Here is a 14,637-nt window from a genome sequence, read left to right on the forward strand (position 1 = left end):
GCAGGAGCTGGCCCAGGCGATCGACAAGCTCGCCGAGGGCGACCCGAAGGACGTGTTCCGACTCGCCGACGCGTACGCCGGCCGGGAGGACAACGACCCCAACCGACGCCTGCGCGCCGTCGGCCTGGGCCTGTGCCTTGAGCTTGTCCTTCTCCGCAGGGGTGAGCACGGGCGGCTCGGTGGAGGGCTGACGCTTGCCGAAGCCGTTGTACGGCGCCAGCGGCGGGCGCTTGACCACCCGGGAGCAGATCCGCGCCATGTCGGCCGTGGAGAGAGTTTCCTTCTCCATCAGCTCGAGCACGATGTTGTCCAGGACGTCCCGGTATTCCACCAGGATCTCCCAGGCCTCGTCGTGCGCCAGCTCGACCAGTGCCCGCATCTCGCCGTCGATCTCGGCGGCCACCGAGTCCGAGTAGTCCCGCTCGTGGCCCATGTTGCGGCCGAGGAACGGCTCGTCCCCGCTGGTGCCGTACTTGATCGCGCCGAGCTTGGAGCTCATGCCGTACTGGGTGATCATCGCGCGGGCCAGTTGGGTGGCCTTCTCGATGTCGTTGCCGGCACCGGTGGTCGGCTCGTGGAAGACCAGTTCCTCGGCAGCGCGACCGCCCAGCGCGTACGCCAGGGTGTCGATCATTTCGGCGCGGGTCTGCGTGTACTTGTCTTCGGTGGGGAGCACCAGGGTGTGGCCCAGCGAGCGGCCACGGGACAGGATCGTCACCTTGTGCACCGGCGCGGCGTGCGGCAGCGCCCAGGCGACCAACGCGTGGCCACCCTCGTGGTACGCGGTGATCTTCTTTTCGTTGTCGCTCATCACCCGGGTCCGCCGCTGCGGACCGGCGACCACCCGGTCGATCGACTCTTCGAGCGAGTCGTTGGAGATGGCGCGCTGCTCCTTGCGGGCGGTGAGCAGGGCCGACTCGTTGATCACGTTGGCCAGGTCGGCGCCGCTGAAGCCCGGCGTGCGACGGGCCACCGCGTCGAGGTCGACGTCGGGCGTGAACGGCTTGCCCTTGGCGTGCACCCGCAGGATGGCCTTGCGGCCCTCCATGTCGGGGGCGTCCACCGGGATCTGCCGGTCGAACCGGCCCGGGCGCAGCAGCGCCGGGTCGAGGATGTCCGGCCGGTTGGTGGCCGCGATCAGGATGACGCCACCCTTGGTGTCGAAGCCGTCCATCTCGACGAGCAGCTGGTTGAGCGTCTGCTCCCGCTCGTCGTGGCCGCCGCCCATGCCGGCACCACGGTGCCGGCCGACGGCGTCGATCTCGTCGACGAAGACGATCGCCGGGGCGTTCGTCTTGGCCTGCTCGAAGAGGTCACGGACCCGGCTGGCGCCGACGCCGACGAACATCTCCACGAAGTCGGAGCCGGAGATGGAGTAGAAGGGCACCCCGGCCTCGCCGGCGACCGCGCGGGCCAGCAGCGTCTTGCCGGTGCCGGGCGGGCCGAACAGCAGCACGCCCTTCGGGATCTTGGCGCCCAAGGCCTGGTACTTGGCCGGGTTCTGCAGGAAGTCCTTGATCTCGTACAGCTCTTCGACGGCCTCCTCGGAACCCGCGACGTCCGCGAAGGTCGTCTTCGGAGTGTCCTTGGTGATCATCTTGGCCTTGGACTTGCCGAAGTTGAGCACCCGGGAGCCGCCACCTTGCATCTGCGACATGAAGAACAGCAGCAGGAGCACGAGCAGCGCGATCGGCAGCAGGTTGACCAGCAGGCTCACCCAGATGCTGTCCGAGGAGACCTTGGCGTCGGCCGGGCCGGTGACCCGGTTGTTCGCCTTGGCGTCCAGCACCTCGTTCCAGATCTGGTCGCCAGCCTGGTACGGGAACTGGGCCTCGATCTTGTTGGTCTCGGTCTTGCCGAACTTGGTCTTCTGGGCCAGGTCCAGCTGGAGCGTCTGCTCCTTGTCCTGGAAGACCACCTTGTTGATCTTGGCGGTGTGCAGTTGATCGAGCGCAACGGAAGTGTCCACGCGGTGGTAGCTGGGACCACTGGTGAACAGCTGACTGAGCACAACGGCGCCGAGGATGACCAGGATGATCCAGACCACCGGTCGGCGGAAGAAACGCGTACGTTCCATACTGTTGTCGAGCGCCGGGGCGCCCGCATCCTCCTGATCGACGTCCTGACCGTCTGATGGTGTCGCCGCATTGAGCGGCGGCCGGAGCCGCCGTGCGGGCCGACTCGACCCCGAGGCGCGAAAACTACCGCGCCGCGGTCATTCGACGGTACACCGTGTACGCGAGGCGTGAGCTTGCGAGCCCCGCAGTCGTGCACCATCAAGCCGGCGTGGCGGGGAGTCCGGCTCGGCCACCCGAGCGCCCGGTCACGCGATCGAGTGGGTCGAGCGCGGAGGAACCTCCGGGCCACCGTGCTACACGGTAACCGCATCAGCTGAGAGCGCGCTGAACGTCGGCTTGATGGATGCCGATACAAGTCGGGCTCATGTCGACCCGCGGGCCGTCGCGACGGGTCGGCCCGACGTCAGGAGCGGGCGTAGACCTCGGGCTTGAGCACCCCGACGTACGGCAGCTCCCGGTAGCGCTCAGCGAAGTCGAGGCCGTACCCGACCACGAACTCGGTGGGGATGTCGAAGCCGACGTACTTCACCGGTACCGGCACCTTCACCGCGTCCGGCTTGCGGAACAGGGCGACCACCTCGACACTCGCCGCCGAGCGCGACTCGAGGTAGCGCAGCAGCCAGGAGAGCGTGAGCCCGGAGTCGACGATGTCCTCGACGACGATCACGTGCCGACCGGCGATGTCCCGGTCCAGATCCTTGAGGATGCGGACCACCCCGGAGGAGGTGGTGCCCTGGCCGTAGGACGAGATGGCCATGAAGTCGAGCTCCGCCGGCGGGCCGTTGCGGCCCAGCGCCCGGGCGAAGTCCGCCATGAACATCACCGCGCCCTTGAGTACGCACACCAGCAGCAGCCCGTCGCCCACGTGGGAGTAGTCGGCGGAGACCTGCTTGGCCAGCTCCGCCGTCTTCTCGCGGATCTGCGCCTCGGAGATGATCACGTGGTCGATGTCGGCGTCGTACCAGGAGCCGTCAGCCATGACTCCTAGCCTGCCGTACGTCGGATGGCCTCCGTCGGCGGGGCCGCACCTTTTGGCGCGGTCCCGCCGAGGATTTTCTGCGCAAACAACGCTAATCACATCAGTTGGTGCGTGACCGCCAGCGGCGGCCATCGTCGCTCGGCTTCCAGTCGGCCGAATCGTGGCTGTCGACGGTGAGGCCGGCCGCCGAGGCGGCGGCGAGGAGGACGAGGAACAGGAGGATGAACAGGAACTCCATGGCGGCGCTCGCTTTCGCATGATTGCTGTCGGTTTCGCCGCCGGTGCGCACCGGACTGAGACAAGTCTGCGACCTCGCGAAGCGATCGGACAGTGGCAGGAATGCCAGTGGTCATCGATTTACTGCCACCTGTCGGGTTACCCTCGTCACATGCTGCGGTCCGTTGCCGTCCTCGCCCTCGACCAGGTCGCTCCCTTCGAGCTCGGCGTGCTCGCCGAGGTGTTCGGCACCGACCGGACAGCCGACGGTTTCCCCGCCTACCGCTTCCAGGTGTGCAGCCCGGACGGCGCTCCCGTGCGTACCTCGTCCGGCTTCCACCTCACCCCACACGCCGACCTCGGCCCGGTCGACGAGGCCGACCTGGTGGCCATCCCCGCGCACAGCCAGGGCACCACGGTCCCCGGCCCGGTGCTCGACGCGCTCCGCCGGGCCGACGCCCGCGGAGCGCACCTGTTCAGCGTCTGCTCCGGAGCCTTCCTGCTCGGCGAGGCCGGGCTGCTCGACGACCGCGAGTGCACCACCCACTGGCGGTACGTGGACGAGCTGCAACGCCGGCATCCGCGCGCCCGGGTGCGGTGCAACTCGCTCTACGTACAGGACGGTCGGTTGCTCACCAGCGCAGGCACGGCGGCCGGAATCGACGCCTGCCTGCACCTGATCCGCCAGGAGCACGGCTCGGCCACCGCGACCCGGCTGGCCCGGCGGATGGTGGTCCCGCCGCACCGCGACGGCGGCCAGTCCCAGTACGTCGAGGCGCCCATCCCGAAGGCGCCCGAAGCACCCACCCTCGAACCGGTGCTGGAGTGGCTGATGGGCCACCTGGACCGGACGATCACAGTGGAGGAGTTGGCCGCCCGCGCCGGCATGGCACCCCGCACGTTCGCCCGCCGGTTCCGCGCCGAGACCGGCACCACCCCGCACGACTGGCTCACCAACCAGCGGGTGCTGCTCGCCCGGCGGCTGCTGGAGGAGACCCCGTTGAGCGTGGAGGCGGTCGCCGACCAGTCCGGCTTCGGCGACGCGGCCGCGTTGCGCCACCACTTCAGTCGCCGGGTCGGTGCCACCCCACACAGTTACCGGACCACCTTCCGGGACCGGGCACACAGCGGCTGAGACCGGCCGGTCAGGTCAGGCGGGGCGCACCGATGCCAGCCGGCCGTCGCGGCGGAGCACCCGTACGCCGCCGGGCAGGTCGGTCGGGCCCTGACCGCGCCAATCGGTCACCAGGGCGTCCAGAGCGGCAACGTGCCGGTGCGACAGGGCACCGGGCAGCGCGCCCAACTCGCGGGCCCAGGAGTGCAGCACCCGGCCGCGTACGGCGGGAACCAGGCCGAGCAGCGCCGGTACGGACAGCCCTCCGTCGGGGCACCGGGCCGCCGCCAGAGCCGTCCCCGCCAACTCGTCGAGCGCGGCGTTGTCGGCGGCCACCAGCCGGGCGGTACGCGCCAGGTTGTCCACCACACCCGGCCCGAGCGCCCGCACCAGCGCCGGCAGCAGGTCGCCCCGCACCCTCGACCGGGCGTACGACGGGTCGCTGTTGTGCGGGTCCTGCCACGGGCTCAGCCCGAGGACGGCGCAGGCGGCGCGGGTCTGGTCCCGACCGATCTCCAGCAGCGGACGCAGCAGTGGCACCCCGCCCAGGTCGCGGCGGGCGGGCATTCCGGCCAGCCCGCGTGGGCCGGCGCCCCGGGCGAGCGCGAGGAGCACCGTCTCCGCCTGGTCGTCACGGGTGTGCCCGGTGAGCACCGCGACGGCGTTCTGTTGCCGGGCCGCCTCGGTCAGCGCCTGGTAGCGGGCCTCGCGGGCGGCCGCCTCCGGCCCGCCGGGACGCCCGGCCACCTCCACCCGGGCCACAGTCGTCGACACGAACCCGACCCCTCGCCCCCAGATGGCCACCGCCTCGGCACGCTCCGCGGAGCCGTCCTGCAAGCCGTGGTCGACGGTGACGAGCCCCGCGGCGCGGCCCAGCCGTGGCGCCACGAAGGCGGTGGCCGCCGCGAGCGCGAGCGAGTCGGCACCACCGGAGCAGGCGACCAGCACCGGCCCGCCGGACGGCAGACCCGTCAGTGCGCGGCGGACCGCCACCCGGATCGCGGCCACCGGCGGAGCGAGCGCGGCCACCGGCGGGTGGTCAGCCAGCGGCCGGGATGGTGCCGGCCGGGCCGTGCACCCGGGCAACCCAGGCGTCCGGGTCACCCAACTCCGACAGCCGAGGCAGAGTCAGCGGCGAGTTGAAGATCGAGTTGAAGCCGTCCATGCCGACGCGTTCCACCACCCCGTGCACAAACTTGCGCCCCTCGGCGTACTGGCGCATCTTGACGTCCACGCCGAGCAGCCGGCGGATCGCCTTCTCCAGCGGGTTGCCCGCCTCCCGGCGTCGGTTGAACGACGCCCGGATCCGCTCCACGCTCGGGATCACCTGCGGGCCGACGCCGTCCATCACGAACTCGGCGTGCCCCTCCAGCAGGGTCATCAACGCGGTGAGCCGGTCCAGTACGGCCCGCTGCGCCGGGGTCTGCACGATGTCCAGCACGCTGGTGCGGCTCTCCGGATCACGGACCGCGTCGGACAACGTGGCCACCCCGCGCCGCAACCGCTCGACCAGATGCTCGCTTCCGCTGGACGAGGCGTCGACGAACGCCTGCACCTCGCTGAGGAAATAGGCCCGCATCCACGGCACGGCCGTGAACTGGGTGCGGTGGGTGACCTCGTGCAGACACACCCAGAGCCGGAAGTCCCGAGGGTCGGCGCCGAGCTTGCGCTCCACCTCGACGATGTTCGGCGCGACCAGCAGCAGCTGGCCCGGGTCGGCCGAGAAGACCTCGTACTGGCCGAGCACCCGGCCGGAGAGGTAGGCCAGCACCGTCCCGGCCTGCACCCCGGTGAGCCGGGAACCGATCGCCTCGGTCAACGCGCCCGGTTGCTTGTCGCCGGAGAGCCGACTCACCAGCGGTGTGATCACCTCGCGGAGACCGGCGATGTTGGTCGCGGCCCAGTCGCGGCGGTCGACCACCCGGACCGGCGGATGCGACACCTGCGCCCGCAACCCCGTGTAGTCGGCCACGTGCCCGGCCGCCTCGTCGGTCAGCCGACGCAGGTCGCCGACCACGTCGGTGGCTTCCGCGTACGACACGCGGGGGCCAGACTTGCTCAACGCCCCCGCGGTGGCGGCGGCCAGATCCCAGTCCACGAACTGCGCCATGAACCCACCGTACCCGCGCCGCGACACCCCGGCCCGGGCTCGCGCCCTCGATCGACGCCGATGACGACCGCGTCGCCCCCGAACCGGCGACGGTCAGCCGCAGCCGCAGCCGGCCAACGCGGCGGCGATCCGGTCCAGTGCCGGCTGGGCGGTGTCCCGGTCCCCCGGCACCTTGTCGGTGAGCACCGCGAAGGTCAACAGCCGACCGTCGGCGGTGGTGACCAGGCCCGCGACGGAGTGCACGCCGGTCAGGGTGCCGGTCTTGGCCCGGACGCTGCCCGCGCCCGCAGCGGTGCCGGCGGCGGTGCGGTAGCGCTCGTTCAGGGTCCCGGACCAGCCGCCAACCGGCAGACCACCGAAGACGCCGGCCAGCTCCGGATGGTCCGGACTGGCGGCCAGGCGGATCAGATCGGTCAGCAGCGACGGGCTGATCCGGTTGAGCCGGGACAGGCCGCTGCCGTCGGAGACGCTGATCTCGTCAGCGGGCAGGCCAAGCTCCGCCACCTCGGCGTCCATGGCGGCGGCGCCGCCGTCGAACGAGGCGGGTTGACCGCGGGCCAACGCGACCTGCCGGGCGAGAGCCTCGGCCACCAGGTTGTCACTCTCGCTGATCATGACGTCGACCAGCCTGATCAGCGGCGGGGACTGCACCACGCCCAGTTCGGTGCCCGGTGCCGGGCTGGCACCGGCCGCCGCCTGGGGCGGGGCCGCGCCCCGCTTCACGGAGTCGGTCGGCACCCCGAGCAACCGGGCGAACGCCCTGCCGGCGGCCAGGTCCGGCTCGGCGAACCGCGGGGCGGACCCGTGCTCGACGCCCGGGTCGGTACGCGCACCGTCGGTCATCAGCGCGGTCACCGCACCCCCCGAACCGCCGGTGGGGATGTCGTCGTCCCAGCCGGGGCCGTAGACCGGGCCGGAGTAGACCGAACCGTCGACCGTGACACTGGTCGGGGGCGTGCCGCCGAGCGCGGTACGCACCTGGGCGGCCAGATCGTCGAGGCGCGCCGCGCCCGGGTAGTAACCCTTCTTGTTGATCGCGAGGGTCGGGTCACCACCCCCGATGATCACCACCTCGCCGGCCTTCGCGCCGGCCACGGCACGGGTAGGAATCCGGTAGCCGGGCCCCCGGGCCGCCAGCACCGTCACCGCGGTCGCCAGCTTCGTCACCGAGGCGGGCACTGTGCCGTCGTCCGCCCCCTTGGCGAACAACGTCTGACCGGTGATCACGTCGGCGACCGAGACGTTCACCCGGTCGCCCAGGGCGGCGACGCCGACCAGTGGATCGAGCACGGCCCGAACCCCGTCCGGGGTGGGCACCGGGGCGTTCGGATCCGGGCCGCTCAGCACGTCCGACGGGGCGGGTTCCGGAGTCACGCCGACCGCGTTCGGCCCGGACCCGGCATCGTCGCCCAGCCACCCGGCGACCGGGCCGGGACGGGTGATCACGACTCCGACGCTGGCGAGCACCAGCAGGAGCACGGCGGCCAGCACCACCGGCAGCCGTCTCCGGCGGCGCGGCGCGGCGGGTGCGGGCGCTGGCGCTGGCGCGGCGTCGGCGGGTGCCGGCAACGCGGAGATCGGCGGCCCCACCGGGGGGACCTCACCTGGGTCGGGGGCGGTCGGCCCAGGACCGAACGACGGGCTGACCGGCGCAGGGCTCACCGGGACCGTGGCACTGCCGCGTGGCGGGCCGCTCACCGGTTGGTCTCCGCCGGCTACCGGGAAGCGACCCGCGTTCGGAGCGGGCGATGCCGGCCCCACCGGTGGGCTCCAGGGCAGCGGCGGGGGCCGCTCAGGCACCGTCTCCGGTGCCGGGGTCGTTACTTCGGGAGCCCGTGGGAGGTGCGCCTCCGGCACCGGGACCCGCCCCTTGGCACTGCCGGAGCCGGATCGTCCGGTACCGTGCGCGGAGCCCCCATCCGGGCGGTAGTGTGAATCTTCCCTCCCCACGACCCCCTCCTCCCCCAGCGAAAATCGGCTTGGGTGACACTACTTCGGTCCGAAGACTATGCGGCGGCCGGAGTCGGCGGGTGGGCATTCACCTGTCCGGAGGGCCGCCAGTGGTTCCGTTAGCCAGCGTGGGCAGACGAGGGAGCGTGCAGATGGATTTCGACGTGACGGTTGAGATCCCCAAAGGTCACCGGAACAAGTACGAGGTGGACCACAAGACCGGCCGGATCCGGTTGGACCGCACCCTCTTCACCTCCACCCAGTACCCGGCCGACTACGGGTTCATCGAGGGCACCCTGGGTGAGGACGGCGACCCGCTGGACGCCCTCGTGCTGGTCCCCGAGCCGACCTTCCCGGGCTGCCTGATCCGCTGCCGCACCATCGGCATGTTCCGGATGACCGACGAGAAGGGCGGGGACGACAAGGTCCTCTGCGTGCCCTACGAGGACCCTCGCCAGGAGCACCTGCGCGACATCCACCACCTGGGCGAGTTCGACCGCCTGGAGATCCAGCACTTCTTCGAGGTTTACAAGGACCTGGAGCCCGGCAAGTCGGTGGAGGGCGCGACCTGGGTCGGCCGTACCGAGGCCGAGGCCGAGATCCACGCCTCCTACAAGCGGGCCCGCGACGCCGAGGCGCGCGGCGAATCCATGCACTGACGAACGCTGACGCACAGGGCCCGAGGGTCGCTCAACCGAGCAACCCTCGGGCCCTGTCGTACAGGTCGAGCACCGCGCAGGCGATCGGCACCACGGCGACCACCAGGGCCGTGTCGGTGAGGTCCGCGACCCTCCCGAGGTACGGCGAGACCGGCCGGCGGGCGTACCCGGTGCCGCTGGCGACCGCCACCAGGGCCAGCGCCGCCCCGCCCAGAACCAACACCAGTCGCCCGGTCTCGTCGGCCCGACCGACCAGCACGGCACCCAGCGCCGCGTAGCCGGCCAGCCCGGCGAGCACCGTCGGCACCCGGTGTCGCAGCGCCACGAACAGCCGCGACCGCAGCAGCAGCACAGCCGAGGTGACCGCCACCAGCACCCGGCCCGCCGTGCCACCGGCGACCACGAGGACGACCGCTGTGGCCACCACCAGCAGCGCGTGGCCGATGAGCATCCCGGTGAGCATCTCCTCGGTGCGGATCACCGCCGCGAGCACCCGGCCCCGGTCCGGCAGATCCCGGACCCGCTCCGGCTCCTCGGCGGGGGTGGCGGCCGGCAGGGTGATCGGCGGCAGCGGCAGCTTGCCCAGCCGGATGGCCAGCAGCGGGATGACGCCGACGGCGAAGACCAGTGCGCTGAGCAGCACCGCCGCCGTACCGGCAGTGGTCGTCAGCAGCCCACCGAGCGCGGCCCCCGCGCCGATCAGGCCGACAGTGACGCCGGCCACGAAGACCCGTAGCCGACTGGCCACTCCGAGGAGACCGATCAACGCCACCAGCAGCAGCGCGACCGAGCCGGCCAGCAGTTCGGGAGCGCCCACCCAGCGGGCCGGCCCGATCGGCCCGACCGGATCACCGGAGCCGACGGCCAGGGCACCGGCCGTGAGCGCGTAGGGCAGCGCGTAGCCGCCGAGCGTCGCCCCGGCGGTGCCGTCGCCGTTGGCGCGGGAGGCCACAGTGCCGGCCACGGTGAGCACCAGCGCCACCGCGGCGGCCGCCAGCCAGCCGGCCCGGTGCGTCGGACCGCCGGCGAGCAGCGCGAGCAGTCCGACCGCGAGCGGTACGGCGGCGCCTGCCAGACCGGCTGCCCGGGTGGCGGTCGGCGACCAGGCGCCGCCGCGGCGGCGAGCACCGTCGGCGATGGCCTCGATGACGTCGTCGTACTCCAACTCGGGCCAGTGCGCGCGGGCCGGCACGAGGTGCAGCACCTCACCGTCGCGGACCCCCTGCGGCAGCAGCGCCTGTGCGGTCACCAGCAGCGCCCCGTCGGTGCGGCGGAGGACCCAACCGCCGTGCTGCTCGCCGTCGTCGGCGAGCCCGACACCGGCGTGCCGGAGCACGTCGGGCAGCAGCTCAGCCAGGGGCACCTGCTCCGGCAGGGCGACGTCCACCCGTCGTTGCGGCGCGCTGATGGTGACGCGTGCCAGCCCGGTAGTCATCGACTGGTCTCCATATCGACTGGGATCGGAGGCTGCGCGGACGACAGGACTTTACCTACCATGAGCCAGGCTCGGGTTACCCAGCGCTGTCAGGAGGCCGAGTGTCCACCGTCGTCATCAAGCGCCCACCGCGCCGACCAGCGCCGGAGATTCCCGCCGGTGAGCTGTCGGTCGACGCGCCACCGGAGATCCCCGTGGTGACCGGCGGGCGGTGGCAGCAGATGCTCATGCTGCTGCCCATGCTCGGCGGCACCGTGGCGATGGCGATGATGTTCGGCCGGGGCGGCGGGGCCTACTCGTACGTGGTGGGCGGCATGTTCGGGCTCTCCTCGTTGGCAATGCTGGTGACGTCCTGGGGCAGCGCCTCCGGCACCCCGAAGAAGTCCGAGATGATGGCCGCCCGCAGGGAGTACCTGCGCCACCTGGCCACACTGCGGCGGCGGGTACGGCGGACCGCGGGCCAGCAACGGGCCGGGCTCTACTACCGGCACCCGGATCCGGGCCGGCTGTGGTCGACGGTGGACAGCCACCGGGTCTGGGAACGTCGCCCCGCCGACCCCGATTTCGCTGTGGTGCGGGTCGCTGTCGGGCCGCAGACCCTGGCCACCCCACTGGTCCCACCGGTCACCCGGCCGCTGGAGGAGCTCGAGCCGATGACCGCCGGCGCGCTGCGCCGCTTCCTGGACGCGTACTCAGTGGTGCCTGACCTGCCGGTGGCGCTGTCGCTGCGCAGCTTCGCCCGGGTGCACGTGCGTTCCGCCGCCCGTGGCCGGACCGCGACCGCCCCGACCACCGGCGGGCCACCCACCGGCGACCCGGCGGCGCAGGCGCTGGTCCGGGCCGTGCTGACCCAGCTGGCCGTCTTCCACGCCCCCGACGAGCTGCTCGTCGCGGTCTGTGCCGGGCCGGAGCGCCGCGCCTGCTGGGAGTGGGTGAAGTGGCTTCCGCACGCTCACCATCCCGGCCGCGCCGACGCGCTCGGCCCGGTACGCCTGGTCACCAGCTCGGCCGCCGAGTTGGAGTCGCTGCTGGCAGACGTCCTGGCCACCCGGTCCCGGTTCAGCCCGGCCGGCCCGGCCACCGACGGCCAGCACGTGGTGGTGGTCCTCGACGGCGGCGACCTGACCGGTGCCAGTGACCTGACCGGCGACGGCGGCATCGACGCGGTCACCGTGCTGGACCTGGACACCCCGCCGCCCCGACTGCTGGACCGGTACGCGCTGCTGCTGGAGTTGCACGGCCGGCGGCTGCACTCGCGGTCGTCCGACGGGCACGCCGAGGTGGGCACCGCCGACCAGCTGGACCTGGCCGACGCCGAGGCGGTCGCCCGACGGTTGGCACCGCTGCGGCTCGCCGGCGCGGCCCGCGGGCCGGACTCCCCACTCCAGGCCGACCTGGGCCTCCCCGAGCTGCTCGGCCTCGGTGACCCGGAGAGCTTCAGCGCGGAACAGGGCTGGTTGCCGCGCTCGGCACGGGACCGGTTGCGGGTGCCGATCGGTGTGGGCGCGGACGGCGGCGCCATCGAGCTGGACCTCAAGGAGTCCGCCCAGGACGGCATGGGCCCGCACGGCCTGCTCATCGGGGCGACCGGCTCCGGCAAGTCCGAGCTGCTCCGCACGCTGGTGCTGGGGCTCGCCGCCACGCACAGCTCCGAGCAGCTCAACTTCGTGCTCGTCGACTTCAAGGGTGGCGCCACCTTCACCTCGTTCGACCGGCTGCCGCACACCGCGGCCGTGATCACCAACCTGGCCGACGCGTTGCCCCTTGTCGATCGCATGGTGGACGCGATCAACGGGGAGTTGGTCCGCCGCCAGGAGCTGCTGCGGAGGGCGGGCAACTTCGCCAGCGTGCGCGACTACGAGCGGGCCCGGGCGGCCGGCAGTCCCCTCGCCCCGCTGCCGTCGTTGCTGCTGATCTGCGACGAATTCTCGGAGCTGCTCTCCGCCAAGCCCGACTTCATCGACCTCTTCGTGCAGATCGGACGGCTGGGTCGGTCGCTCGGCGTGCACCTGCTGCTCGCCAGCCAGCGCCTGGAGGAGGGCCGGCTCCGTGGGTTGGACACCCACCTCTCGTACCGGATCGGGTTGCGCACCTTCTCGGCGCTGGAGTCCCGGACGGTGCTCGGCGTGGCGGACGCGCACGAGCTGCCCCGCTCACCGGGCCACGGCTACCTGCGTGCCGGCACCGACCCGCTGGCCCGCTTCAAGGCCGCGTACGTCTCCGGTGCCGTCCGCCGTCGGGCCGCGCCGGGCGGCGTCGCCACCGAGGGAGGCGCGCGGCTGCTCACCTTCACCACCCACGTCGTACCGGTACCCGAGCCGGCGACCCCGGCCCTGCCCGTCGTGGCGGAGGAGGAGGGCACCAGGACGCTGCTCGACCTGCTGGTGGACCGGCTCGTCGGGCAGGGCCCGCCGGCGCACCAGGTCTGGCTTCCGCCGCTCGGCCAGCCGCCCGCCCTGGACGAGCTGCTCGGTCCGGTGGAGGTGCACCCGAAACGCGGGCTGACAGTGGGCAACCCTGAGCTGCACGGGGCACTCGGTGTGCCGATGGCGGTGGTGGACAAACCATTGGAGCAGCGCCGGGACCTGCTCTGGCTGGCGCTGGACGGCGCTGCCGGCCACGTCGCGGTGGTCGGCGCGCCGCAGAGCGGCAAGTCCACCGCCCTGCGCACGCTGATCTGCGCGCTGGCGCTCACCCACACACCGGCCGAGGTGCAGGTCTACTGTCTCGACTTCGGCGGCGGCGGGTTGGCCGCGCTGCGCGACCTTCCGCACGTCGGCGGGGTGACCGGCCGCGCCGACCCGACCGCCGTACGACGCACCGTCGGCGAGATGACCACCCTGCTGGTCGACCGGGAACGCCGCTTCGCCGAGCTGGGCGTGGAGTCGATGGCCGCGTACCGGCAGCGTCGAGCGGCAGCGGGGACCGGGGGCCAGCCGGGCACCGACCCGTACGGCGACGTGTTCCTGGTGATCGACGGGTGGACCACCATCCGCGGCGAGTACGACGACCTGGAGCCACTCGTCACCGACCTGGCCACCCGGGGCCTGTCGTACGGGCTGCACGTGGTCGCCACCGGGCTGCGCTGGCTGGATTTCCGCCCGGCGATCCGGGACCTGTTCGGCTCCCGGCTGGAGCTGCGCCTCGGTGACCCGGCCGACTCGTTGGTGGCCCGGCGTGCGGCCGCCAACGTGCCGGAGCGCTCGGGCCGAGGGGTGACCGCTGAGGGCCTGCACTTCCTCACCGCGCTGCCGCAGCTCGGCACCGACGGCGGAGACACCGCCGACCTGGTCAAGAGGGCCGCCGACGGGTGGGCGGGTGCTCGGGCGCCCCGGGTGCGGCTGCTCCCGCCGGTGCTGCCGTACGCCGATCTGGGCCTCACCTCGACGACCGGGCTGCGGTTGCCGATCGGGATCGCGGAGGCGGACCTGCGCCCGGTGTCGATCGACTTCGCCACCGAGCCGCACTTCGTGGTCTTCGGGGACTCGGAGTGCGGCAAGTCGTCGTTCCTGCGCGCGCTGGCCACGTCGATCATCACCCGGTTCACTCCCGAGCAGGCCCGGGTGATCCTCGTCGACTACCGGCGCAGCCTGCTCGGTGCCATCGAGACGCCACACCTGATCGGGTACGGCACCGCGGCGGCTCACACCGCCGACCTGGTCGAGTCGGCCGCCGGGTACCTGGAGCGGCGGGCTCCCGGGCCGGAGGTCACCCCGCAGCAGTTGCGGGACCGGTCCTGGTGGTCCGGGCCGGAGCTGTTCGTGCTGGTGGACGACTACGACCTGGTGGCGGCGGGGCCGGCGAACCCGTTACGCGCACTGGAGGAGCATCTGCCGCACGCCCGGGACATCGGGCTGCACCTGGTGCTGGCCCGCCGGTCCGGTGGGGCGAGCCGGGCCCAGTACGAGCCGATCGTGCAGCGCCTGCGGGAGCTGTCCACGGCCGGCCTGGTGATGGCGGGCAGCCCCGAGGAGGGCGCACTCGTCGGGTCGGTGCGACCCGGACCGCTGCCGCCGGGGCGTGGTCGGCTGGTCACCCGACGGGAGGGCGTACGCCTTGTTCAGCTGGCACAACTGCCGCCGCAATGACCTGACTC

10 protein-coding genes are annotated in these 14,637 nt (G+C 72.5%); 3 read left to right on the forward strand and 7 right to left on the reverse strand.

Going from position 1 to position 14,637, the window contains the following annotated elements; all coding sequences use genetic code 11:
- From ftsH to AB0B48_RS11075, 3 genes are all read right to left on the reverse strand, one after another.
- The coding region (gene ftsH / locus AB0B48_RS11065) for an ATP-dependent zinc metalloprotease FtsH (protein WP_357199125.1) at positions 1-2,077 on the reverse strand (2,077 nt) is incomplete at its 3' end.
- Positions 2,078-2,481: 404 nt separating this feature from the next.
- Positions 2,482-3,057, reverse strand: coding sequence for a hypoxanthine phosphoribosyltransferase (gene hpt / locus AB0B48_RS11070; protein ID WP_091403272.1), 576 nt, complete (start codon positions 3,055-3,057; stop codon positions 2,482-2,484).
- Positions 3,058-3,157: 100 nt separating this feature from the next.
- Positions 3,158-3,346 carry a hypothetical protein gene (locus AB0B48_RS11075; protein ID WP_124860879.1) on the reverse strand — a complete coding sequence of 63 codons (189 nt, stop codon included), beginning with the start codon at positions 3,344-3,346 and terminating at the stop codon, positions 3,158-3,160.
- A gap of 99 nt (positions 3,347-3,445) precedes the next feature.
- Between AB0B48_RS11075 and AB0B48_RS11080 the strand changes: the two genes are divergently transcribed.
- Positions 3,446-4,408, forward strand: coding sequence for a helix-turn-helix domain-containing protein (locus AB0B48_RS11080; protein ID WP_203121473.1), 963 nt, complete (start codon positions 3,446-3,448; stop codon positions 4,406-4,408).
- Between the two features lie 15 nt (positions 4,409-4,423).
- On the opposite strand, the gene tilS is transcribed toward AB0B48_RS11080, so the two are convergent.
- The 3 genes from tilS to dacB all read right to left on the reverse strand — a co-directional run bounded on the left by tilS (position 4,424) and on the right by dacB (position 8,066).
- The gene (tilS, locus tag AB0B48_RS11085; RefSeq protein WP_357199129.1) at positions 4,424-5,416 is read right to left on the reverse strand and encodes a tRNA lysidine(34) synthetase TilS; all 993 of its coding nucleotides are present in this window, start codon (positions 5,414-5,416) and stop codon (positions 4,424-4,426) included.
- Positions 5,417-5,426: 10 nt separating this feature from the next.
- Positions 5,427-6,497: a zinc-dependent metalloprotease gene (locus AB0B48_RS11090; RefSeq protein ID WP_091403614.1), complete on the reverse strand. Its 1,071-nt coding sequence runs from the start codon at positions 6,495-6,497 to the stop codon at positions 5,427-5,429.
- Between the two features lie 93 nt (positions 6,498-6,590).
- The gene (gene dacB / locus AB0B48_RS11095; RefSeq protein WP_357199188.1) at positions 6,591-8,066 is read right to left on the reverse strand and encodes a D-alanyl-D-alanine carboxypeptidase/D-alanyl-D-alanine-endopeptidase; all 1,476 of its coding nucleotides are present in this window, start codon (positions 8,064-8,066) and stop codon (positions 6,591-6,593) included.
- 533 nt (positions 8,067-8,599) lie between these two features.
- Between dacB and AB0B48_RS11100 the strand changes: the two genes are divergently transcribed.
- Complete coding sequence (locus tag AB0B48_RS11100) at positions 8,600-9,106, forward strand: inorganic diphosphatase (RefSeq protein ID WP_099849144.1); 507 nt, start codon at positions 8,600-8,602, stop codon at positions 9,104-9,106.
- 31 nt (positions 9,107-9,137) lie between these two features.
- Here the strand turns inward: AB0B48_RS11100 and eccD are convergent, their stop codons facing one another.
- On the reverse strand, positions 9,138-10,541 hold the full coding sequence (eccD, locus tag AB0B48_RS11105) for a type VII secretion integral membrane protein EccD (protein WP_357199133.1): 1,404 nt from the start codon (positions 10,539-10,541) through the stop codon (positions 9,138-9,140).
- A gap of 101 nt (positions 10,542-10,642) precedes the next feature.
- On the opposite strand from eccD, the gene eccCa reads away from it, so the two are divergent.
- A complete protein-coding gene (gene eccCa / locus AB0B48_RS11110) occupies positions 10,643-14,629 on the forward strand; it encodes a type VII secretion protein EccCa (protein WP_357199136.1) in 3,987 nt (1,328 codons plus the stop codon).
- Positions 14,630-14,637 lie beyond the last annotated feature (8 nt).

It is taken from the genome of Micromonospora sp. NPDC049089, assembly GCF_040648775.1.
GTDB lineage: Bacteria > Actinomycetota > Actinomycetes > Mycobacteriales > Micromonosporaceae > Micromonospora.

Coding starts and splice junctions, on each gene's coding strand:
- AB0B48_RS11090 (WP_091403614.1), bottom strand. CDS start 6,497: ATGGCGCAGTTCGTGGACTGGGATCTGGCCGCCGCCACCGCGGGGGCG.
- hpt (WP_091403272.1), bottom strand. CDS start 3,057: ATGGCTGACGGCTCCTGGTACGACGCCGACATCGACCACGTGATCATC.
- AB0B48_RS11080 (WP_203121473.1), top strand. CDS start 3,446: ATGCTGCGGTCCGTTGCCGTCCTCGCCCTCGACCAGGTCGCTCCCTTC.
- AB0B48_RS11100 (WP_099849144.1), top strand. CDS start 8,600: ATGGATTTCGACGTGACGGTTGAGATCCCCAAAGGTCACCGGAACAAG.
- eccD (WP_357199133.1), bottom strand. CDS start 10,541: ATGACTACCGGGCTGGCACGCGTCACCATCAGCGCGCCGCAACGACGG.